This window comes from Exiguobacterium sp. s50 (assembly GCF_018618175.1).
GTDB classification, from domain to species: Bacteria; Bacillota; Bacilli; order Exiguobacteriales; family Exiguobacteriaceae; genus Exiguobacterium; species Exiguobacterium chiriqhucha.
This window is the reverse complement of record NZ_JACSLP010000010.1, coordinates 53202-74336: the sequence shown is the minus strand read 5'-3', so window position 1 is coordinate 74336 and position 21135 is coordinate 53202. Positions and strand designations below refer to the sequence as shown.

The window sequence follows — 21135 nt, the reverse complement described above, 5'->3', positions numbered from 1 at the left end:
CACGGCGACGTGTGGAGCTGAATGATACTAATCGGTCGAGGCTTTGATCTAGTCTAATGGTTTGTGTGAATTGATGAGTCTTCAGTTTTGAGAGAACGATCTCTCTATGTCTGGTGGCGATGGCGAAGTGGTCACACCCGTTCCCATGCCGAACACGGAAGTTAAGCGCTTCAGCGCCGAAAGTAGTTGGGGGTCTCCCCCTGTGAGGATAGGACGTTGCCAGGCCAACGCGAAAGACGATCGAGCATCCGCTCGGTCGTCTTTCTTTATGTGATTATTTTAAACAAAATTACCTAATAGTATTGCTTTATCCTAATCGATATGTTAATATAATAATTGTCTAGTGGCGATAGCGAAGTGGTCACACCCGTTCCCATGCCGAACACGGAAGTTAAGTACTTCAGCGCCGAAAGTAGTTGGGGGTCTCCCCCTGTGAGGATAGGACGTTGCTAGGCCAACGCAAAGGACGATTGAGCAAATGCTCGATCGTCCTTTTTTGTCGTTCTCGAAACCTTTAATTCTTTCTTTGCGTATAAACACGTGAAGAGGGGGAATCATCATGCACATTCGTGAAGCTACAACCTCAGACCAGACGATATTCACTGAGGTTTCACGGGCAAGTTTTAAACAAGAGGCAGACCGTCTCCGACTACCATATCGAGACTTAAATATTGAACCACCCGGTTATGATGACGAGGCGATGAGCCTGTACTTGATTGAACAATTGACATGCTACGTCATCGAGCTTGAAGGACAAGTCGTCGGTGGAGCCGTCGTGACGTTGACAGGGCAAGATTATGGCCGGATAGACCGCATCTTTATCCATCCATATAGACAAGGTAAAGGGATTGGGAAACGGGCACTACAATCAATCGAGGAGCTTCATCCGACTGTTCGAATTTGGGAGTTGGAGACATCCACAGCCCAACCTAACAACGTGGCATTTTATCGAGCAGCTGGTTACCAATCCGTCTTCGAATCAGATCAGGAAGTTTGTTTCGTCAAACGAGTGAAGCAACGGACAGATCACATGATATTGCGCTATGAAGAGCTTTCCATTACAGGTGCTCAAGCGTATGGGATGGATGCGAGTCGTGTCTCCATCACGAATAGTAACGTCTCAGAGCTTCAGGCGCACAACTGTAATTTCACGAAGAGCCAATTTCGGAATATCAACTTCAGAGAGACGGAGTTTGATGATTTGAATCTATCTGGTTCTCAGTATCGTTTCGTCACCATGTACGAATCAGGGAGGCCGACGACGTTCTTCCATACAAACCTGACGAATACATTTTTTGAAAACTGTCGGCTCGATGGTGTCCAAATCAAGGACTCATCGATTGACGGCTTAACGATTGACGGGGTACACGTCAAAGACCTGTTAGAATATTATCGAAAAGAAACTGGAGGAATAAAACGTTATGAGTGATCTCTACCAAACCCAACACGACTTACAACAACAGATGGCAGAACGGGACCGACTCGCCCGTAAATTAAAAACACTCGACAAGCAAATTGCCGAACATGAAGCTGTGCGAAAGCAACTTCTCAATTCGTTTACGAAGGAACAGCGCGATGTCTATGACTTAGATTCATTCTCGCTCGTCAACGCATGGCGTAAGCTAAGGGGAACATTCAACGAACAAAAAACGATTGAATTAGAAGAGGCGGCCCGGGCCGAATTGAAGTTACGGGAACATGAGGCGATGGTGGATGAGTTAGCGCTTGAGCGTCGTGACTTATATGAAACATTTGAGACGTATCGTGGAATCGACGCGAAATGGGAGACCTTCCTAAAAGAGAAGGAAACTCATTTGAAGCAAGATTTTACTGTTAGGGAAGAATTATATCGACTCACGGATCAACAGGTAAAAATGAATGAGGTGCTTGTTGAATATAAAGAAGCCATCGTCGCTGGAAATTCAGCACGGACGGCCATCTCGAGAACACTTAAACATCTCGACAGTGCGAAAGGTTGGTCGACGTATGATACGTTCTTTGGAGGCGGCTTGATTGCGACAGCGATGAAACATGATGCCATCGATGCTTCGGAACGGAAGATGCATGAACTTCAAGCTGCGCTCGAGCGCTTCTCGCGGGAGTTGGCTGACGTGAAAGGAGTCGTCAGTGGCTTACAAATCGAACGCGGTTCGCTCATTCAATTCGCTGACTACTTCCTCGATGACATCTTTTCTGAGTGGACGATGCATGGACGAATCAATGATTCGCTAGACAAGGTAAAAGGACTCGATCGTGAAATCGCTCAACTGATTGAGAAAATGACGAGAGAAGTAGAACGTCTAGAACAACAACTCGAAGAAATAGAAACGAAACGAAAACAGCTCATCCTCACACGATGAGCTGTTTGGTTATTCTGGTCGTTTCAACCAATGGCGTAAACCTTTACCCGCGTGCGGTCCGTCGGCGTATCGAGGGATAACGTGCAGGTGGGCGTGAGGGACGGTCTGGTTTGACGCCGTTCCGACGTTCCAGCCAAGCGTATACCCATCAGGACCATACGTCTTCTCGAGGAAGGACTTTGCTTCGTGGAGTAACTCGTATGTATCGCGCCATTCCGAAGGCGTGAGATCGAACGTCGTCGCCCGATGTTGTTTTGGGACGATAACGCCAGAGCCGACGAGCAAGTCCTGCTCACGGTCGTGCATCAAGAAGTAGCATGTCTCATTCTCGGCGACGATCGTCTGAGACGGGTCAAGTTGAGGATGACAAAATGGACAAGTTGACATCGGATTGGTACACTTCCTTTCTATATGAAGTGTACCAAAAGGGGGAGCATTATGAATGAATTGATTGATATGATGGTTGCCCAGGCCGAACGAGAGGAGCGCACGATTATCGCCATCTCGGGACACGGGGGTGCCGGGAAGACGATATTTGCAGACGCCCTACGCGAGCGCCTCGGAGACGTAAACTACATCAATACCGATCCATATATCACGGACTCGATGTTACGGAAGAGCGCTATGCTCGATTACACGGTCGACGGGCAGGAGCATCATTATAAGATGACAGCTTGTCATCCGTCCGCGCACCATCTACCTTCACTAGAGCGTGATGTTCGTATGGTGCGTGAAGGGATCGGTTTTTTCACGATTGACGTTCCATACCTTGAACGAACGTGGATTGACCCGACAAAACGGATCACCATCATCGAAGGCATGAGCGTCGCGTTCCTCGCTGCAGATTCGTGGGATGTTTCGGCTTATCTATATACCGACAGTGATACTGAGTTTGCGCGACGTTCCGTTCGAGATATCCAGCAACGGGGAATGGATCTCACATATTTACAGGCTTCGCACGAAGAGCGTCGACTCCAATACGAGCTGTTCATGCATCCGCAGCGCGAAAAGTTCCAAACGATCGTCTCGACGAGTAACGATGTTTGGACAATTGAAAACCACCGCTCATGAAGAACGGTGGCTACGTAACGTCTCTTGAATGCCGAGGCCGAGCCGGTCTTGCTCGCGTTCGAGTTGGTCCCACGTGAGCGAGCGATGGCGCATCGTGACGTCATTGGCGATTGACTCGAGTGTACGTTGCTTCTCGATATTGTCGAGCCAGTAATAGACGTCGACCCCGTCCTCGTCGACCCGCCAGAACGATTTGACGACTTCGAACTCGTCGGCCCAGTCACCGACCGGTTTGAATCCATACTTCTCGACGAACGGATACGGTCGTTCTTCTCCGATCGGGTCGATAACGTTACGGACGAACATGAGCTCGAGCCCGGCGTGTTCAGTCGCCTCCAATAATCGTTTCAAGGCAGGGAGCGGTTCGACTTCGACTTTCTCGATGACATCGAACCAGACCCGTTTTCCATCGGTGTCCCAAACGGTCGCTTCGACGCTATATGGAGCTCCGGCGGTGGAGGGGGCATACATCGTCAAATCGAACGTGAACGGGATGTGTTCTTCAGCACCTGGTTCGAGCACGGCCGATAGGGCGATTGGAACTTCTTGCAAGTCGGCCTCCCGATTGAATTCATTGCCTTCGAGCGTGATATCTTTGAACGTCGTCATAAAATTGAGCGTCAACTCTTGCAGGCGCACGACATGCGAAGTGGTGTTCAACACCCGCAGCGTTCCATGGACGGTCTCGTTCGGAATGAACGGGACGGTGTGAAAATAGACGGATGCGTCCAGTTCGGAAAAGAACCATTTTTTAAAGCGATTACCCCATTTCGACATGACGGTCGCGCTCCTTTTCTCTTATAGATTGCACTCTTTTAAATGTTCCCGATTCCAATTCTGAAAAAACATGAAGAAAAAGGTTGCATTATATAACTACTTCACTTATTATAGAGGATGTCGAAACAATTCAAACCATCGCGGGGTGGAGCAGTCTGGTAGCTCGTCGGGCTCATAACCCGAAGGTCGTCGGTTCAAATCCGGCCCCCGCAACCAATTTTTATTTAATTTCATATGTCGTCGCGGGGTGGAGCAGTCTGGTAGCTCGTCGGGCTCATAACCCGAAGGTCGTTGGTTCAAATCCAGCCCCCGCAACCAATTTTTTAAATGAGATAGCGAAACGATGACGTTTCGTGTTTTTTTTTGCGTAAAATTGAGTGTACAATGAGTACGTATCGCTAGAATCGACTAAAGGAGAAACATCATGTATACATTGATTACCCATTCTGCGGCTGAGACGCAGGCAGTGGCAGAGAAGTTGGCCACACTTGTCAAAGCCGGGACGGTCATAACGTTGAACGGCGACCTCGGTGCCGGTAAGACGACGTTCACCCAGGGCTTTGGTAAAGGCCTCGGTGTGACGCGCAACGTCAACAGCCCGACGTTTACGATCATGAAGCAATATCAAGGGCGCTTGCCGCTCTACCATATGGACGTCTATCGTCTCGAAGATACGGGGGACGATATCGGCCTCGAAGAATACATCAACGGCGATGGTGTCGCCATCGTCGAATGGTCGAACTTGATCGAGTCATCACTTCCGACGGAACGGCTCGCCATCACAATCGAGCGAATCGGGGACGAGGAACGTCAACTGACGTTCGCGCCCGTCGGCGACGTCTATGATGCGCTGGTGAAGGAGGTGCTCGCATGAAGCAACTGATGATTGATACGGCGACGACACGTCTATCTGTTGCCCTCAGTGAACACGGACAGATTCAAGCCGAGGCGACGGTCATGGTCTCGAAAAACCATGCCGTCACGCTCATGCCGATGATTGAACAACTGATGAATGCGGTCAAATGGACACCGACCGAGCTCGAACGTATCGTCGTGACGACAGGTCCGGGATCTTATACGGGTATCCGCATCGGTGTCACGACCGCGAAGACGCTCGCCTACACGCTTCAACTCCCGCTCGTCGGGGTCTCGGCGCTCCGTCTCATGGCGGCGGCCCCGAATACGGAGCTCCCGGTCGTTGCGCTCATCGACGCCCGTCGTGGCAATGCGTATATCGGTCACTATCAGCAGAACGAGGCTGTGACGCCCGACCGTCACGCATCGGTCGCTGCTTGGCTTGAAGCCACTATCACAGGACCGTTCGTCGTCGTCGGTGATGTCGAGCCGTTCCGTGACGTACTCGCGTCTTACGACTATACCGAAGCACCGGCCGCGCATAGCTATGGCCGGGCAAGCGATCTCGTCGCGTTAGGTGACGTCACGAACGATGTTCATGCGTTTGAGCCTGAATATCTCCGTCTTGCTGAAGCGGAAGCGAAATGGCTCGAGGGACAAAACCATGGCTGACATTAAAATCCGGCGCATGAACTGGCTCGATGTCGAGGAAGTGACCAAAGTCGAAGAAGCGTCGTTCGCCATCCCATGGACGAAAGAAGCGTTCATGAACGAGATGCTCAAGAATGAGCAGGCCGTCTATTTCGTCGCCGTCCATGAACGCCGCGTCGTCGGATTCGTCGGTGTCTGGCAAATCGTGGACGAAGGACATATCACGAACATCGCCGTCTTGCCGGAATATCGTGGGCATGGTATCGGCAATCTGCTGTTGACGCAACTCGTTGAATTCGCCCGCTCGAAGTCACTGGCGGCGCTCACGCTCGAAGTGCGCGTCTCGAATATCGGTGCCCAAAAGCTGTATGAACAGTTCGGTTTTGAAAACGCCGGTCGCCGGAAACGGTACTATCAAGACAATAATGAAGACGCCTATATCTACTGGGCGAAGTTAGGAAGTGAATCAGAATGAACACATCGCTCATTCTCGCGATTGAGTCGAGCTGTGATGAGACGTCGGTCGCGCTCGTGCGTGACGGCAAGACGCTCTTATCGAACGTCGTCTCGTCGCAGATTGAAAGTCATAAACGGTTCGGTGGGGTCGTGCCCGAGGTCGCCTCGCGCCACCACGTCGAACGAATCACGTACGTCATCGATGACGCCCTCAGTGAAGCCGGCGTGACGATGCAAGACGTCGACGCCGTCGCGGTCACACAAGGACCTGGTCTCGTCGGGGCGCTGCTCGTCGGCATCAGTGCGGCCAAAGCGCTCGCGTTCGCCCATAGTAAACCGCTCATCGGCGTCCACCATATCGCCGGACATATTTACGCGAACGAACTCGTCGAGGAGATGGAGTTCCCACTCGTCTGTCTCGTCGTTTCAGGCGGACACACAGAGCTCGTCTATATGCCCGAGCACGGTGTGTTCGAAGTCATCGGTGAGACGCGTGACGATGCGGCCGGAGAAGCGTACGACAAAGTCGCACGAACGCTCAGCCTGCCTTACCCGGGCGGCCCGGCCATCGACCGTCTCGCGGCTAACGGGGAAGACACGTATAAGTTCCCACGGGTTCGGCTCGAGGCAGGAAGTTTTGACTTCAGCTTCAGCGGGCTCAAGTCGTCAGTCATCAACGCCGTCCATAACGCCGAACAGCGTGGGGAGACGGTCATCCCTGAAAACTTGGCGGCCAGTTTCCAAGCGAGCGTCGTCGAAGTGCTCGTCGAAAAAGCGATTCGTGCCGTAAAAGAAAAAGGAGCGAAACAATTGCTCGTCGCAGGTGGCGTCGCAGCTAACCGTGGACTCCGTACTGCGCTTCAAGAAGCGACGGACCGCGAAGGCATCCGCCTCGTCATCCCACCACTTGATCTATGCGGAGATAATGCCGGTATGATCGGGGTGGCGGCACATCACGCGTATGTGCGCGGAAAGCGCGATACACTGGCGATGAATGCGGTTCCTGGGTTATCCTTAGAAGAGAGCATGACAGTCTAGGGGGAAATAGAGACATGACGAAACGCATCATTATTGGAGGTCTGGTCGTACTGCTCGTCGTCGCGACGTTTTTGCAAGTACGGGAGATTATCCGCGCCTATAATATCGCCTATCAAGAAGAAATCGTGCCGGAAGCGACACGCGTCCGTTCACTCACAGGAGCGGAATCGCTCGAAGGCATCGGCCGGGTCACGGGTGAGAACACGCTCGTCGAGACGTTGTACGGCTATAAGAGCCTAGACGATCAAAATATCGAGAGCGTCATCGTCGTCGACCGCAACCTCGGCGTTCAGCCGAAAGCGAGCGACGCGTATTACGAGATTGCGCCGGGACGAGAAGCGACCGAAGAAGAAGCGGCGAAGTTCGAGGATATCGTCAACGAGTTTGACGAAGAGCAATTGTTCGCGCAAGTGATCTCGACGCATGAGGCGAAGTATGTGACGAACCGTGAGGAGACACTCACGTTCTATAAAGTGTTCGTCCGTGACGTCGATACGAACGAGTACGTGTTCTTTATCACGGAAGACGGCCTCAAGCTCGACTTCCATACACGCGGATTCCAGCCGCTACGTTATTTCTAACTGTTAAAAGGGAAGCCGGTCTCCACGTTGGAGACGGCTTCCCTTTTTTATACGTCCGGATGATGTTTGTTCTGTTTGTACCACATGTTCACCCGGCTCACGACGTAGACAATTAGTGCGAGCACCCACATGAGGAGCGTCGACTGATAGAAGTGTCCCCACACCGAGCCCGGGGCGTAAAAACTGTGCACGGTCACATCGACTGGCCAGACGACGAGGCGGATAAACAGGGTGCTCATAAGCAGGCCGCTCAACAAACTGATCACAATCCCGCTCCACGTCTGGATGATGAAGCCGATGACGACCGGCAAGAAATAAAACAGGAACGACGGAACGATCGTCGGTTCCCCGCGAATCAGCTCGGATACGAATTCCGTCCCCGTCGGCACGATATAGGCGAGACCGGTAAGAAAGGCGTGCATCCATTCGATTCGCATCGCACGGAATCGCATCATGAATGGAGCTCCTCCCATTCCGCGTACAGTGCCGTGATCGATTCTTTCGTCGCGTCGGACTCGGTCGACAGTTCCTGTGCCCGAGCGAAGTCGTTGAAGACGTCCGGTTCACACAACAGTTGCTCGATCTCCTCGAGGCGTGCCTCGTGTTGTTCGATCGTGAGCTCGATTTCCTCGATTCGTTGTTTCATCCGGCGTTCCTCGCGTTGCTGTTCCTTGTCGGCGCGCTGTTTCTTGACGATGACTTGTTTCGTCTCTTCGCGGGCGAGTCGGGCCAGCTCTTCGAGTTCTTCTTTCTTCTCGACGTAATACGAGTAATCGCCGAGGTACTCGTCGATCCCGTTCGGCGTGATCTCTAAGACGCGCGTCGCGAGCCGGTCGATGAAGTAACGGTCATGCGAGACGAATAGGATCGTGCCCGGATAGTCGACGAGGGCGTTCTCGAGAATCATCTTCGAGTCGAGGTCCAAGTGGTTCGTCGGTTCATCCAAGATGAGCAAGTTCGGTTGTTCGAGCTTCAGTTTCGCGAGCGTCAAACGGGCCCGCTCTCCACCCGACAGTTCATGGACGCGCTTCATGACGTCGTCGCCGCTGAACAGGAACTGGCCTAGCAGGCTCCGCACTTCTTGCTCGCGCATGAGCGGCCAGTCGTTCCAAATCTCATCGATGACGCGGTTGGCGTCCGACAAGTTCTGTTGCTCCTGGTCATAGTAGCCGATCTCGACGCCGGTGCCGTAGCGGATGTCCCCTTGAAGGGCCGGCTGTTGTTTCGTCAACACTTTCAAAAGCGTCGATTTGCCGACCCCGTTCGGGCCGACGAGGGCGACCGATTCGCCGCGCTGCAATTGGAAGCGGAGCTGCTGGGCAATCGGTTCCTCATAGCCGATGGCGAGGTCGCTCCCGCTCAACACGTCGTTCCCGCTTTGGCGCTTGATCGAGAACGAGAGGACGGCACTGCGCTCATCACCGTCCGGCGCTTCCATCCGGTCGACTTTCTCGAGACGCTTGCGGACACTCTGGGCCCGCTTCGTCGTCGTCGCCCGGGCGATGTTACGCTGGATGAAGTCCTGCATTTTGGCGATTTCTTCTTGTTGCGACTCGAACTGCTTCTTCTCTTGCTCGTAGATGGCGGCCTTCTGTTCGAGATACTTCGTATAGTTGCCGACGAAGCGACGGCTCCGGTGGCGTGACAGCTCATAGACGACCGAGACGACGCGGTCGAGGAAGTAGCGGTCGTGGGAGACGATGAGGACGGCGCCTTTATAGCCGCTCAAATACTTCTCGAGCCAGCCGAGCGTCTCAATATCCAAGTGGTTCGTCGGCTCATCCAGGATGAGCAGGTCCGGACTTTGGAGCAGCATTTTCGCGAGGGCGAGGCGCGTCCGTTGTCCGCCGGAGAGCGTGTCGATGCGGCGTTCGAAATCGTCCGGATAGAAACGCATCCCGTGAAGAACGGAGCGGATTGTTGCCTCGTATTGATAGCCGCCGCGGTCTTTGAACGTATGCTGTTCTTCATCGTAAGACGACAGCAGGCGCTCATAGGCGGCCGGGTCGTTCAAAATGCGCTCTGAACCCATGTCTTGCTCCATGCGGCGCAGCGTCTTTTCTTGTTCGATTAAATCAATGAAGACAGTAAGCATCTCATTCCAAATTGTCTCGTTGGATTCGAGTCCTGAATCTTGGGCCAGGTAGCCGATGGTGACGTCTTTTGGCTTCATGATGTCGCCCGAGTCGTAGTTGTATTCCCCGGCGATGACTTTGAGCAATGTCGACTTGCCGGCACCGTTACGGCCGACAAGCGCGACGCGTTCGCCTTCTTGAATTTCGAGTTTGACGTTCTCTAAAATCGGCTCGACGCCGAATGATTTCGATAAGTTATTGACTTGCAGTAGGATCAAGTGAAAAAACCCCTTTCTCTCTATTTAGTATACTTTATTTCTTCCCCTTTTCAGGTATATTCATTGAGTGGTCATGTGAATTCGTTTACAATCAAGGTGTATGAAATTAGATTCGTTTGAAACGCGTCGTAAAAAGGAGGCTCTTTCCGTTGAGTCAAAACGAACCAAAGATTCCGCAAGCGACAGCCAAACGGTTGCCACTATACTATCGGTTTATCCAAAGCCTACATTCATCAGGAAAACAGCGTGTCTCTTCTGCTGAACTGAGCGAGGCGGTCAAGGTCGATTCGGCCACGATCCGTCGCGATTTCTCGTACTTCGGTGCGCTCGGTAAAAAGGGATATGGCTATAACGTACAGTATCTGTTAGACTTTTTCCGTAAGACACTGAATCAGGACGAGATTACGAACGTCGCCTTAGTCGGGGTTGGTCATCTTGGGACAGCTTTCGTCAACTATAACTTCCTTAAAAACAATAACACACATATCGTCGTCGGGTTCGACGCAGACGAGACAAAAGTCGGCACGACGATGTCCGGTGTCCCGATTCATCACGTGGATGAGATGGAACAGATCATGAAACAAAACAAGATTGACGTCGCCATCTTAACGGTGCCGTCTACCTATGCGCAGCCTGTCGCGGATGACTTGGTCCGCTTCGGCATCAAAGGCATCTTGAACTTCACGCCGGCCCGTCTTACGGTGCCGGACACGGTCCGCGTCCATCACATCGACTTGTCGATCGAACTCCAGTCGCTCATTTACTTTATGCAACACTATCCATCTGCTGAGGGGGTCCATCAATAATGGAATTACTATCATCGTTGCTCGTCGTCGGTATTCCAGGAGGCGCAAGTATCTTCATTATCGCCATCGTCGCGCTCATCATCTTCGGGCCGAAGAAATTGCCTGAATTCGGACGCGCCGCTGGTCAAACGCTCCGTGAGTTCAAAAATGCCACGAACGGCATGATGAACGAACATGACGAGAAAGATAAGAAAGAACTTGAGAAGAAAGAGCAGTAATCATGAATCATCAACCTGATCAAGAGCGGGCGCTGTCCGATCACTTGACAGAGCTGCGGAGACGACTGATGCTGTCGGCATTTGTCGTCTTTGCCTTCTTTTTGATCGCTTTGCCGAGTGTCAAATACGTGCTCGCCTATCTGCAGGCGGACCTCGTCGAACGAGGGCTCGAACTGAACGCCTTTGGGGTCGCGGACCCGCTCATGATTTACTTGAACTTGGCGCTCGTCATCGGGCTCGTCGCATCCGGTCCGTTTCTACTGTATCAACTGTGGGCGTTCGTCGCACCTGGTCTGCATCCGAACGAGCGGAAAGCGACGCTCGCCTATATCCCGATCATCTTCATCTTGTTCCTGATCGGTCTCGCGTTCGCCTATTATTGGTTGTTCCCGCTCGTCCTCGATATCTCGACGGACCTCGGGCAAGACCTCGGGCTAACGCAAATCATCGGGGCGTCGAACTACTTCACGTTCTTGCTGCAACTGACCATCCCATTCGGACTGTTGTTCCAGTTGCCGGTCGTGACGATGTTCTTGACGCGCATCGGTGTCGTGACGCCGTACTTCTTATCAAAAATTCGGAAGTATGCGTACTTCGCCTTGTTCGTCATCGCCGCGTTCATCACGCCGCCGGATTTGACGTCGCATCTCATGGTGTCATTGCCGCTCTTCTTCTTGTATGAAATCAGCTTATCGATTTCACGCATCACGTACCGGGGCGTGCTCCGTCGTGAGAAAGAGGCGATGGTGAAAGAGCAGATGGATTTGATGAAACAAATGAATGAGAAGTGAGCATCGTTCCTTAACGGGACGGTGCTTTTTTGTTGTCACAGTGGGTGTTCAAACTTTCGACATATTTACGTGAAAAAGTGAGCAAAAGGATTGTCAAACCTTCTTGTGAAATAGTACACTAAGTTCAGAAAGCGAATGTGATATTTATCACAAACACTAACTTGCCTAACACTCAAAGGAGAGACAACCATATGAAAATCGCAGTCATCGGATGTACACACGCAGGAACAGCAGCCGTCAAAGGATTACTCGCCAAGCACGACAATCTCGATATCACGGTGTATGAGCGGAACGACAACGTCAGCTTCCTCTCGTGTGGGATCGCCCTTCACGTCGGTGGTGTCGTCAAACGTGCGGAAGAGCTTTTCTATGCGTCACCGACAGAGCTCGAAGAACTCGGCGCGACGATGCGCATGAAGCACGACGTATTGAACATCGACACGGAAGCGAAGACGGTCCATGCGAAAAACCTCGACACGGGAGAAGACGTCTATGACACGTTCGACCGTTTGATCGTCACGACTGGTTCATGGCCGATCGTCCCGACGCTTCCTGGCATCGAGATGACTGGGATTGAGCTCTGCAAAAACTATGGCCACGCCCAACGCATCATCGAGCGGGCAAAAGACGCGACGAACATCGCCGTCATCGGTGCCGGCTATATCGGCGTCGAGCTCGTCGAAGCGTTCGAAGTGTACGGCAAACACGTCACGTTCATCGATAGCGCCGACCGCATCTTGAACAAGTACCTCGACAAGTCGTTCACGGATCAACTTGAAGCGGACATGACGTCACGTGGCATCGACCTCGAGCTCGGCCAGACGGTCGAAGCGTTCCGCGGGACAGATGGAAACGTCACGCACGTCGTGACCGATAAAGGTGAGTTCGAGGCTGACCTCGTCATCCTCTGTGTCGGCTTCCGCCCGAACACGGGACTCCTTCAAGGCCAAGTCGACATGCTCGGCAACGGCGCCATCATCGTCGACGAGTATATGCGCACGAGCAACCCGGACGTCTTCGCCGCTGGTGACAGCTGTGCCGTCTATTACAACCCGGCGCGCACACACGCCTACATCCCGCTCGCGACGAATGCCGTCCGCATGGGAACGCTCGTCGCTGAGAACTTGATTGCACCGCGTGTCCGTTATCAAGGGACGCAAGGAACGTCAGGTCTCCGTCTCTACGATTGGAACATTGCTTCATCAGGTCTCACGGAAGAAGCGGCCGGCCTGTTCGGTCTTGACGTCGAGAGCGTCATGATTGAGGATGCGTACCGTCCGGAGTTCATGCCGACAGCGGAACCGGTTCAGTTCAAACTCGTCTATGAAGTCGGCACACACCGCGTCGTCGGAGGACAAGTCCTCTCGAAAGCGGACATGACGCAAGCGGTCAACACGTTGTCGCTCGCCATCCAAAACGAGATGACGGTTGAAGAGCTTGCCTATGTCGACTTCTTCTTCCAACCGCACTACAACAAGCCATGGCACTTCATCAACAGTGGGGCGCTCGCGGCGATGAAAGATAAAGTCAACGCATAAAAAAACTCGGGAGCCGCGGCTTCCGAGTTTTTTTATAGATAGCGTGGGGCGTCCTTCATCGAGTTGGCGAGAATCATGTAGATGAGGACGTTCCCCGGTACGATTAAAAAGAGCAGACGAACGCCGAGCGGGGATAATTCGAAGTATTCAGCGATGCCGCCGCAGACACCGAAGAGTGAGCGGTTCGTGGCGGATTTGCGAAGCGGACGTTGCATAAGCATGGCTCCTATCTCACATATGATATGAAAATTTTACCATATAAATTGGTGGCAAGCGTACAATGCACACAGGTTTTTCTTCGTCTGAAGCCGGGGAAGGGGTAAGAGAAAGGCTACGGCACGCAGACGAAGAACTGTGAAGGGGAGTCGGACTATATGAAGATTGGTATTTTAGGAGCAGGGAAAGTCGGACGGACGCTCGGGCGCAAGTTCGAGGACGTTGGCTATGAAGTGTTGTACGGGACGCGCTCGGAGCGCGAGGGGACGATGTCGCTCCAAGAAGTGGCGTCAAACGCACAGATTCTTTTATTGACGACGCCATTCGCGGCGGCAATCGATTTGATTCAATCGCTTCGGGACTTGGACGACAAAATTGTCATCGACGTGACGAATCCGATCGCCAAAGAGTTTGATTCGATTGAGCGGCCGGAAGGGAAATCGGGGGCCGAGCATCTGCAGGAACTTGCGCCGCACGTCCGCATCGTCAAGGCGTTCAACCAGACCGGTGTCGAGAACTTGGAGAACCCGAACATGTCGATGATGTTCATCGCTGGTGACGAGCAGGAGTCGGTCCGAGCCGTTCAAGACCTTGCCTCGAAGATTGGTTTCGACGCCCATACGCTGCGTCACTTGAAACTGGCGCGAGAACTCGAGTCGCTCGCGTGGTTATGGATTCATTACGCGACGAAAGAACGGAAGCACCGGAACTTTGCGTTTTACTTGAAAGAGAATAGTTTCTAACAGAAAAGACGGTCACGCGTTGGCGTGACCGTCTGGTCGTTAAAAGGCAGCTTGACGCTCAGAGCGTGTTTTCAACGACTCAATCGTCTCGCGTTCGATTGCTTCGACTTCGCGTTGTTGCCAGCCTGGCATGAGGAACGCGTCGACGAGCGCCCAAATACCAGTGATGATAGCACCGAAACCAATCGTCAAGACGACCATTAAGAGCATAGCGATGCCCGTCCCGGTCTTCTTGAAATAGAAGCGGTGTGCGCCTAACGCGCCGAGGAAGAACCAAAGCAAGTACGCGACGACGAGACTGCGTTTCTTTTTCTCGACTTCGCTGTTGACGAGGAGCATTTCCTCTGTCGATAAATCGGTACGTGAATAATTCATGATGTGATGTGCCTTCTTTCCAAAAATTGATATAATGAATGCAGTCTTTATTGTACCGGGAAACGGATGAATTCCCATGATTTTCTATTATTTATTTTTGGAAGCGAGGAACAACCGAATGGGTTTTGCGATTGTGACGTTCATCGTCGCGTTTATTCACGTTATCGCCGGAGCGGTCGTCTTACATAAGTATCCGCAATATAAATCGATCGCCATCAGTATGATCGTGCTCGGTTTCGTATATGGTCTGTTGACGGTGGGGTTCATCGTCCTATGAACAACTTCTTGAAACCTCGAGTGACCTATACAAATGAAGATGCATTGAAACTCGGGATGTTCATTATGCTCGGGCTCACCATCATGGATGTCTTAGGTGGTAACGTGCCAGATATGACGTTGGCGCTGGCTGCGACTCTGTTTTATGCTTGGCGCCGTGACATCGCGGCGACACTTGGTGAGGAAGCATCTCGTGCCATCGGACGCGAATCAAGTGAACTGACATTACGAGGTGTCGTCGTTGCCTTGATGATTGGACTCTTCGTCTCGTTCTTCATGGATACGTTGACCTACTCGCTCGAAGCACTCATGTATTATGGGTTGGCGTTCGTATTCGGATTAAAAGGGATGGGACTTTGGTTTTTCATGCCGGACACAACGGTCGAAACCGAACTGAATTAATATGAAGAACGATGTGGCACACGCCTCATCGTTTTTTCTTATGGTTGATGTCAGACGAAAACGTGAATAGGACAAAGAGTGCTGTTATTGTCTGCATTGGATCGGAAGGAGTTTTGTTATGTGTACAGCAATCACGTACGCTCCGCACGCCCACTACTTCGGCAGAAACTTAGACTTGAACGTGTCCTATCACGAACAAGTGACGATCACGCCCCGACACTATCCGTTCAACTTCAGACGGATGGGCGAGAATGCGAACCATTACGCGATGATCGGGATGGCGACCGTCGTGGAAGACTATCCACTCTATTACGAGGCGACGAACGAGAAAGGGCTCAGCATGGCGGGGTTGAACTTCCCGGGGAATGCCGTGTTCAAGCCAAAAGTCGACGGACGAGACAACGTCTCCCCGTTCGAGTTCATCCCGTGGATCCTCGGGCAGTGCGCGACAATCGAGGAAGTGAAAGAGCGACTGGCGACGATTCATCTGATCAATCTCAATTTCAGCGACGCGCTCCCGCTTCACCCGCTGCACTGGATGATCGCCGACAAGGATACCTCGATTGTTGTTGAGCCGATGGCGGACGGGTTGCGCGTGTACGACAATCCAGTCGGGGTCTTGACGAACAATCCGTCGTTCGAGTATCAGCTATTCAATCTGAACGATTATCGGCACATCTCGACGAAGCTGCCGGCCAATACGTTCGCACCGACATTGAACCTCGATGCCTATTGTCTCGGATTGGGCGGGCAGGGATTGCCGGGTGAGTTATCGTCGACATCGCGATTCGTCCGGGCAACGTTCGCCACATTCAACTCGGTCTGTGAACCGACCGAGGCGTCCGCGGTCGGACAATTTTTCAAACTGTTGGATACGGTGATGCAAACGCGGGGCTTGAACGAGGCGGAAGATGGGACGTACGAGTACACCATCTATTCCTCGTGCTGTAACGTCGACGATGGCATCTATTATTATCGGACGTATGACAATAACCAAATCACGGCCGTGTCGCTGTTCCATGAACCGTTAGACAGCGAGCGATTGATCACGTATCGACTACAAAATGAGCAACAGATTCATTACGAGAATTGAAAACAGCCCTCTTCGCGCGAAGGGGGCTGTGTTTTATAGCGTGTCGTTATAAAGCGGGGGCTCATCGTCCGTGCTGATGACTTTCAGGTGACGCTCGTCTTTCACATAGACGCTCTTATAGGCGACACGTTCACCTGCATAGAACAAGATGACGCGGTTGCCGTCGTTGTCCGTCTCGACTTTCGGTTCATACTGTGCGATTTCAATCGTCTCCTCGAGCACGCCATACTCTTCGTATGTAGACAAGTCGTCTTCGTTTGAGCAGGCGACGAGAAACAGGGAAGCGACCATCGCGAGAATTGCTTTCTTCATCATACCTCTCCTTATTTGATAGTTAACCTATCAAATATAACGCAGATTGATTTCTTTTTCAAAAAAGAGCCAGGATGAGTCAGAGCGGATGTTCATGCGCCGATGACTAAAACGACACGTCCTTCTTCTAACGCAAGTGACTTGATGTTGCCGACTTTCACTTTTTGGAGCGGGCCGATCGCACTCAAGTCGAGCGTCAGTGTTCGAGCATCGTAAGTGATATAAGGCGAGTGGTTTAAAAACTTGTCGTTGAAGATTTCTTTATCCGTCGGCTCGACCTTTACGACAGTGAACACAATTTTCCGCCCGTGAATCTCTTTTGGCACCAATGTCAGTTTCATCCGAACATCTTTCGAGAAGAAAGCGACCCCGACTTTCTTTGACCCTGCTAAAATCAATTGTCCGTTTGTGATCTCGACGGTCACATCCGACAGCTCGGGGATTTTTGGACTTATGAACGATTGAAGTTTGGACGCCTCGAGTGGGACTGTGACCGCTACTTTATTCATCATCTTCTTAAACATACAACCAGCTCCCTTTACCATTTTTATACTACTATAAATGATTAATACCTTTATTTTACAATCTTGAATCCTTGGTTTGGGAGAAAGTGATCCATAAGAAAAGACCAAGCTGCGCGCTTGGTCTTTTCGTTATGCCGATTTATCGGTCTTTTCTTTTTTCGCTTTTCGGGCGAGCGTCAAAATCTGATACACCTTGAAGAAGTCATACGCGGCTACGGCGATGATGAAGTACGTCCAGAAGCTGAAGCCGTACTCTTGTACCGAGTAGTAGGCGAGGACGGTGAACAGAATCCCGAAAGAGAGACTGAACAAAAACATAACTTTTAAGTGTCGCGGCATCAATGCCACCTCATTTCTACATTAAGAATAATACGACCATGACGAGCGCGTTGTTAAACGCGTGAATCGCGATCGGCACAATCAAGCGACGCGTCTTGGCATACGCGACCGTGAAGGCGAAGCTCATCGCGACATAGACAAGAATCTTGTTGTCACCATGGATGAGCGCGAACAAGAGCGAGCTAACCGCGAAGGCGATCCAGAACCCGAAGCGGGCGCTCAAGTTACCAAACAAGATGTGGCGGAACAGAATCTCTTCCATGATTGGGCCTAGCAAGACGACTGAGAGCGTCATAACCGGGACGAGACGGACGATATCCGCGATTTCCTCGGTGTTCTGTGACCCCATGACATCACCCGAGATCCACGTCTCAATCAAGTTGGCGACGATGACGAGCCCGTATTGCATGAGAATCCCGAGCCCGATCCATTTGACCGTGTCGTTCAGATTTGATTGGATGCCTTGCTGTTTATACAGCTTCAAGTCGGGCCAGAGCAAGAAAATCGAGATGATGATCGTCAAGCTGAACCCGATGGCGAACCAAAGTCCAGTTGCCGTCGGCGTGATCCATTCCGGACGCACTTCGCTGATCAATACCGGAAAGAATTGAACAAACGCGTATAGCAGAATCGGGATGATATGCCGAATCCGAATGTTAGGCGCCATCGAAAAACGGGTATTTATCGATTGGTTTGAGTTTAGTGTAGCCAATTCAACACGTCCTTATTCCTAAGAGTCAACGTTCCTTTTAACTATTGTAACAAATAAGGTCTCTTGACCGCGAGTGGGAGCATTTTTTCGATGTTCCCGCTTGCATTTTCAGGCGTCTCATACTACACTAATCAATGTTAGCACTCCTTTTTGATGAGTGCTAAAACTTACGATTCAACGATACATCATTCATATTCGGAGGAGGTTTTTTCTATGTTAAAACCACTAGGCGATCGCGTCATCATCGAAGTCGTGGAGAAAGAAGAAAAGACGATCGGAGGCATCGTGCTTCCTGACACGGCGAAAGAAAAGCCGCAACAAGGACGCGTCCTTGCAGTCGGTACAGGCCGCGTCACGGACCAAGGTGAGCGAATCGCGCTCGACGTCAAAGAAAATGATTTGGTCATCTACTCGAAGTACGCGGGTACCGAAGTGAAGCATGAAGGCAAAGAATACTTAATCGTTCGAGAGAGCGACATTCTCGCAATCGTAGGCTAAGACTCACCATTTTTCAAAAACTTTTTAGGGGGAAATGAACAATGGCAAAAGAAATTAAATTCTCAGAAGACGCACGTCACGCGATGCTTCGCGGTGTCGACGCACTCGCTGACGCGGTAAAAGTCACAATCGGACCGAAAGGACGCAACGTCGTCCTCGAGAAGAAGTTCGGCTCACCGCTCATCACGAATGACGGCGTGACCATCGCGAAAGAAATCGAACTCGAAGACCACTTCGAAAACATGGGCGCGAAGCTCGTTGCCGAAGTCGCCTCGAAGACGAACGAAGTCGCAGGGGACGGTACGACTACGGCGACAGTCCTCGCTCAAGCGATGATTCGTGAAGGTCTCAAAAACGTGACAGCAGGCGCGAACCCGATGATCCTTCGTAAAGGGATCGACAAAGCGGTTCGTCGTTCACTCGAAGAGCTCAAGCTCATCTCGAAACCGATCGAGTCGAAAGAAGCGATCGCCCAAGTCGCGGCCATCTCGGCAGCAGACGAAGAAGTCGGCGAGTTGATCGCTGAAGCGATGGAACGCGTCGGTAACGACGGCGTCATCACGATCGAAGAGTCACGCGGCTTCACGACTGAACTCGACGTCGTCGAAGGGATGCAGTTCGACCGTGGTTACTTGTCACCATACATGATCTCAGACTCAGACAAGATGGAAGCGGTGCTCGACAACCCGTTCATCTTGATCACCGATAAGAAAATCTCGAACATCCAAGAAATCATCCCAGTGCTCGAGCAAGTCGTGCAACAAGGGAAACCGATCCTCATCGTTGCGGAAGACATCGAAGGCGATGCGCTCGCGACACTCGTCTTGAACAAACTCCGTGGTACGTTCAACGCGGTCGCGGTCAAGGCACCAGGCTTCGGCGATCGTCGTAAAGCGATGCTCGAAGACCTCGCAACGCTCACAGGCGGCCAAGTCATCACAGAAGACCTCGGCCTCGAGCTCAAGTCGGCAACGCTTCAACAGCTCGGACGCGCATCGAAAGTCGTCGTCACGAAAGACACGACAACGATCGTCGAAGGTGCTGGAGACGAAGCGACAATCAAAGCACGCGTTCAAACGATTCGCAACCAAATCGAAGAGACATCGTCTGACTTCGACCGTGAGAAACTCCAAGAGCGTCTCGCGAAACTCGCAGGCGGCGTAGCCGTCGTCAAAGTTGGCGCAGCGACAGAGACAGAGCTTAAAGAACGTAAGCTCCGCATCGAAGACGCGCTCAACGCGACACGCGCAGCCGTCGAAGAAGGCATCGTCGCAGGTGGGGGTACAGCCTTCATCAACGTCATCCCAGCCGTTCGTGCGTTGCTTGCAGAAGTGACAGCGGATGAAGCGACAGGTGTCAAACTCGTCCTCCGTGCCCTCGAAGCACCGGTCCGTCAAATCGCGGAAAACGCGGGTGAAGAAGGTTCGGTCATCGTCGAGAAACTCAAGAACGAATCGGTCGGCATTGGTTACAACGCCGCAACTGGCGAGTACGTCGACATGATCGCTCACGGAATCGTCGATCCGGCGAAAGTGACGCGCTCAGCGCTTCAAAACGCAGCATCCGTATCAGCCATGTTCCTCACGACAGAAGCGGTCATCGCAGACAAGCCAGAACCAGCAGGCGCTGGCGGCGGCATGCCTGACATGGGCGGCATGGGTGGAATGGGCGGTATGATGTAAGTCATACGCTCTAATGGAAACCATTCATCAGCGAAAAGCTGATGGGTGGTTTTTTGTCTTTAACATAAAAATTCTAACCTTAACATAATTCATGTTACAGTCATAAAATTCTTGTTCGGCTTAGTGGGACCCATCAAGCCCCACTAAGCTGAATAAAAGAGCCGTTAAGTTCCCATCAAGTCCCGCTAAGCTGAACAAAGGAGCCGCCAAGCTCCCATCAAGTCCCGCTGAGCTGAACAAAGGGGCCACCAAGCTCCCATCAAGTCCCGCTGAGCTGAACAAAGGAGCCACTAAGCTCCCATTAAGCCCCACTAAGATGAACAAAGCACCCATCAAGTTCCCTTAAAGCCTCACCAAGCTATCATTTACTTACTCACCCAATTAAGTTAAATGACAATCGGTTTATGTTAGAGGAAATAAGAAGATTTTAAACTTTTGCGAACTCAATGGTAAAATAATTGAAGGTAT

The 21135-nt window shown here is 51.8% G+C and carries 27 protein-coding genes, 2 tRNA genes, 2 rRNA genes and 1 pseudogene; 22 read left to right on the top strand and 10 right to left on the bottom strand.

Going from position 1 to position 21135, the window contains the following annotated elements; translation table 11 throughout:
• The first annotated feature begins 109 nt into the window (after positions 1 to 109).
• The 4 genes from rrf (KNP68_RS13280) (at position 110) to KNP68_RS13265 (ending at position 2360) form a co-directional block, all read left to right on the top strand.
• Positions 110 to 225, top strand: a 5S ribosomal RNA gene (gene rrf / locus KNP68_RS13280).
• Between the two features lie 114 nt (positions 226 to 339).
• Positions 340 to 455, top strand: a 5S ribosomal RNA gene (gene rrf, locus KNP68_RS13275).
• A gap of 104 nt (positions 456 to 559) precedes the next feature.
• On the top strand, positions 560 to 1429 hold the full coding sequence (locus KNP68_RS13270) for a GNAT family N-acetyltransferase (protein ID WP_021065395.1): 870 nt from the start codon (positions 560 to 562) through the stop codon (positions 1427 to 1429).
• Complete coding sequence (locus tag KNP68_RS13265; RefSeq protein WP_131472760.1) at positions 1422 to 2360, top strand: coiled-coil domain-containing protein; 939 nt, start codon at positions 1422 to 1424, stop codon at positions 2358 to 2360. Before KNP68_RS13270 ends, KNP68_RS13265 begins: the two co-directional genes overlap by 8 nt.
• Before the next feature lie 9 nt (positions 2361 to 2369).
• On the opposite strand, the gene KNP68_RS13260 is transcribed toward KNP68_RS13265, so the two are convergent.
• Positions 2370 to 2747: an HIT family protein gene (locus tag KNP68_RS13260; protein WP_029596217.1), complete on the bottom strand. Its 378-nt coding sequence runs from the start codon at positions 2745 to 2747 to the stop codon at positions 2370 to 2372.
• 51 nt (positions 2748 to 2798) lie between these two features.
• Between KNP68_RS13260 and KNP68_RS13255 the strand changes: the two genes are divergently transcribed.
• Positions 2799 to 3431 carry a uridine kinase family protein gene (locus KNP68_RS13255; RefSeq protein WP_029596216.1) on the top strand — a complete coding sequence of 211 codons (633 nt, stop codon included), beginning with the start codon at positions 2799 to 2801 and terminating at the stop codon, positions 3429 to 3431.
• Here KNP68_RS13255 and KNP68_RS13250 read toward each other — a convergent pair.
• On the bottom strand, positions 3426 to 4208 hold the full coding sequence (locus KNP68_RS13250) for a sporulation protein (protein ID WP_131472764.1): 783 nt from the start codon (positions 4206 to 4208) through the stop codon (positions 3426 to 3428). The two genes, KNP68_RS13255 and KNP68_RS13250, sit on opposite strands and share 6 nt — an antisense overlap.
• A 139-nt stretch (positions 4209 to 4347) precedes the next feature.
• Here KNP68_RS13250 and KNP68_RS13245 point away from each other — a divergent pair.
• From KNP68_RS13245 to KNP68_RS13215, 7 genes are all read left to right on the top strand, one after another.
• A tRNA-Met gene (locus KNP68_RS13245) sits at positions 4348 to 4424 on the top strand.
• Positions 4425 to 4449: 25 nt separating this feature from the next.
• Positions 4450 to 4526: transfer RNA gene (locus KNP68_RS13240), tRNA-Met, on the top strand.
• A gap of 106 nt (positions 4527 to 4632) precedes the next feature.
• Positions 4633 to 5082 (top strand): tRNA (adenosine(37)-N6)-threonylcarbamoyltransferase complex ATPase subunit type 1 TsaE, encoded by a 450-nt coding sequence (gene tsaE, locus KNP68_RS13235; protein WP_029596214.1) that lies wholly within the window; start codon positions 4633 to 4635, stop codon positions 5080 to 5082.
• Positions 5079 to 5735, top strand: a complete 657-nt coding sequence (tsaB, locus tag KNP68_RS13230) for a tRNA (adenosine(37)-N6)-threonylcarbamoyltransferase complex dimerization subunit type 1 TsaB (RefSeq protein ID WP_214799902.1) — start codon at positions 5079 to 5081, stop codon at positions 5733 to 5735. Before tsaE ends, tsaB begins: the two co-directional genes overlap by 4 nt.
• Positions 5728 to 6189 carry a ribosomal protein S18-alanine N-acetyltransferase gene (gene rimI / locus KNP68_RS13225; RefSeq protein WP_131472768.1) on the top strand — a complete coding sequence of 154 codons (462 nt, stop codon included), beginning with the start codon at positions 5728 to 5730 and terminating at the stop codon, positions 6187 to 6189. The genes tsaB and rimI overlap by 8 nt, the downstream gene beginning before the upstream one ends.
• Complete coding sequence (gene tsaD / locus KNP68_RS13220; RefSeq protein ID WP_029596211.1) at positions 6186 to 7208, top strand: tRNA (adenosine(37)-N6)-threonylcarbamoyltransferase complex transferase subunit TsaD; 1023 nt, start codon at positions 6186 to 6188, stop codon at positions 7206 to 7208. The genes rimI and tsaD overlap by 4 nt, the downstream gene beginning before the upstream one ends.
• Before the next feature lie 14 nt (positions 7209 to 7222).
• The gene (locus KNP68_RS13215) at positions 7223 to 7789 is read left to right on the top strand and encodes a hypothetical protein (RefSeq protein WP_021065386.1); all 567 of its coding nucleotides are present in this window, start codon (positions 7223 to 7225) and stop codon (positions 7787 to 7789) included.
• Positions 7790 to 7836: 47 nt separating this feature from the next.
• On the opposite strand, the gene KNP68_RS13210 is transcribed toward KNP68_RS13215, so the two are convergent.
• Both KNP68_RS13210 and KNP68_RS13205 read right to left on the bottom strand, forming a co-directional pair.
• On the bottom strand, positions 7837 to 8244 hold the full coding sequence (locus KNP68_RS13210) for a hypothetical protein (RefSeq protein WP_214799899.1): 408 nt from the start codon (positions 8242 to 8244) through the stop codon (positions 7837 to 7839).
• Positions 8241 to 10142, bottom strand: a complete 1902-nt coding sequence (locus KNP68_RS13205) for an ABC-F family ATP-binding cassette domain-containing protein (RefSeq protein ID WP_214799897.1) — start codon at positions 10140 to 10142, stop codon at positions 8241 to 8243. Before KNP68_RS13205 ends, KNP68_RS13210 begins: the two co-directional genes overlap by 4 nt.
• A gap of 149 nt (positions 10143 to 10291) precedes the next feature.
• Here KNP68_RS13205 and KNP68_RS13200 point away from each other — a divergent pair, with 149 nt between their 5' ends.
• From KNP68_RS13200 to KNP68_RS13185, 4 genes are all read left to right on the top strand, one after another.
• Positions 10292 to 10948: a redox-sensing transcriptional repressor Rex gene (locus KNP68_RS13200; protein ID WP_021065383.1), complete on the top strand. Its 657-nt coding sequence runs from the start codon at positions 10292 to 10294 to the stop codon at positions 10946 to 10948.
• Positions 10948 to 11166, top strand: coding sequence for a twin-arginine translocase TatA/TatE family subunit (locus KNP68_RS13195; protein WP_021065382.1), 219 nt, complete (start codon positions 10948 to 10950; stop codon positions 11164 to 11166). The genes KNP68_RS13200 and KNP68_RS13195 overlap by 1 nt, the downstream gene beginning before the upstream one ends.
• Positions 11167 to 11168: 2 nt before the next feature.
• Positions 11169 to 11957: a twin-arginine translocase subunit TatC gene (tatC, locus tag KNP68_RS13190; protein WP_214799895.1), complete on the top strand. Its 789-nt coding sequence runs from the start codon at positions 11169 to 11171 to the stop codon at positions 11955 to 11957.
• 191 nt (positions 11958 to 12148) lie between these two features.
• Complete coding sequence (locus tag KNP68_RS13185) at positions 12149 to 13495, top strand: FAD-dependent oxidoreductase (RefSeq protein WP_214756779.1); 1347 nt, start codon at positions 12149 to 12151, stop codon at positions 13493 to 13495.
• Between the two features lie 32 nt (positions 13496 to 13527).
• Here KNP68_RS13185 and KNP68_RS13180 read toward each other — a convergent pair whose 3' ends face one another.
• Positions 13528 to 13710, bottom strand: a complete 183-nt coding sequence (locus KNP68_RS13180; RefSeq protein WP_029596204.1) for a PspC domain-containing protein — start codon at positions 13708 to 13710, stop codon at positions 13528 to 13530.
• Between the two features lie 156 nt (positions 13711 to 13866).
• Between KNP68_RS13180 and KNP68_RS13175 the strand changes: the two are divergent.
• Positions 13867 to 14454 (top strand): annotated as a pseudogene (locus KNP68_RS13175) (NADPH-dependent F420 reductase); the annotation flags it as partial.
• 39 nt (positions 14455 to 14493) lie between these two features.
• Here KNP68_RS13175 and KNP68_RS13170 read toward each other — a convergent pair.
• Positions 14494 to 14829: a TM2 domain-containing protein gene (locus KNP68_RS13170; RefSeq protein WP_214799892.1), complete on the bottom strand. Its 336-nt coding sequence runs from the start codon at positions 14827 to 14829 to the stop codon at positions 14494 to 14496.
• A 118-nt stretch (positions 14830 to 14947) separates the two neighbouring features.
• Here KNP68_RS13170 and KNP68_RS13165 point away from each other — a divergent pair, with 118 nt between their 5' ends.
• The 3 genes from KNP68_RS13165 (at position 14948) to bsh (ending at position 16600) form a co-directional block, all read left to right on the top strand.
• The gene (locus tag KNP68_RS13165; protein WP_214799891.1) at positions 14948 to 15106 is read left to right on the top strand and encodes a hypothetical protein; all 159 of its coding nucleotides are present in this window, start codon (positions 14948 to 14950) and stop codon (positions 15104 to 15106) included.
• Complete coding sequence (locus KNP68_RS13160) at positions 15103 to 15507, top strand: hypothetical protein (protein ID WP_214799889.1); 405 nt, start codon at positions 15103 to 15105, stop codon at positions 15505 to 15507. Before KNP68_RS13165 ends, KNP68_RS13160 begins: the two co-directional genes overlap by 4 nt.
• Before the next feature lie 118 nt (positions 15508 to 15625).
• A complete protein-coding gene (gene bsh, locus KNP68_RS13155; RefSeq protein WP_029596199.1) occupies positions 15626 to 16600 on the top strand; it encodes a choloylglycine hydrolase in 975 nt (324 codons plus the stop codon).
• 33 nt (positions 16601 to 16633) lie between these two features.
• On the opposite strand, the gene KNP68_RS13150 is transcribed toward bsh, so the two are convergent.
• The 4 genes from KNP68_RS13150 to KNP68_RS13135 form a co-directional block, all read right to left on the bottom strand.
• Positions 16634 to 16912: a hypothetical protein gene (locus KNP68_RS13150; RefSeq protein ID WP_029596198.1), complete on the bottom strand. Its 279-nt coding sequence runs from the start codon at positions 16910 to 16912 to the stop codon at positions 16634 to 16636.
• 92 nt (positions 16913 to 17004) lie between these two features.
• Positions 17005 to 17436 (bottom strand): hypothetical protein, encoded by a 432-nt coding sequence (locus KNP68_RS13145; protein ID WP_214799887.1) that lies wholly within the window; start codon positions 17434 to 17436, stop codon positions 17005 to 17007.
• Between the two features lie 129 nt (positions 17437 to 17565).
• Positions 17566 to 17775 carry a YdiK family protein gene (locus KNP68_RS13140; protein ID WP_021065367.1) on the bottom strand — a complete coding sequence of 70 codons (210 nt, stop codon included), beginning with the start codon at positions 17773 to 17775 and terminating at the stop codon, positions 17566 to 17568.
• Between the two features lie 16 nt (positions 17776 to 17791).
• Positions 17792 to 18487 carry a CPBP family intramembrane glutamic endopeptidase gene (locus tag KNP68_RS13135; RefSeq protein WP_251131514.1) on the bottom strand — a complete coding sequence of 232 codons (696 nt, stop codon included), beginning with the start codon at positions 18485 to 18487 and terminating at the stop codon, positions 17792 to 17794.
• 213 nt (positions 18488 to 18700) lie between these two features.
• Here KNP68_RS13135 and groES point away from each other — a divergent pair, with 213 nt between their 5' ends.
• Both groES and groL read left to right on the top strand, forming a co-directional pair.
• Positions 18701 to 18985, top strand: coding sequence for a co-chaperone GroES (gene groES / locus KNP68_RS13130; protein ID WP_021065365.1), 285 nt, complete (start codon positions 18701 to 18703; stop codon positions 18983 to 18985).
• Positions 18986 to 19026: 41 nt separating this feature from the next.
• Positions 19027 to 20667, top strand: a complete 1641-nt coding sequence (groL, locus tag KNP68_RS13125; protein WP_058765593.1) for a chaperonin GroEL — start codon at positions 19027 to 19029, stop codon at positions 20665 to 20667.
• The last annotated feature ends 468 nt before the right edge of the window (positions 20668 to 21135 follow it).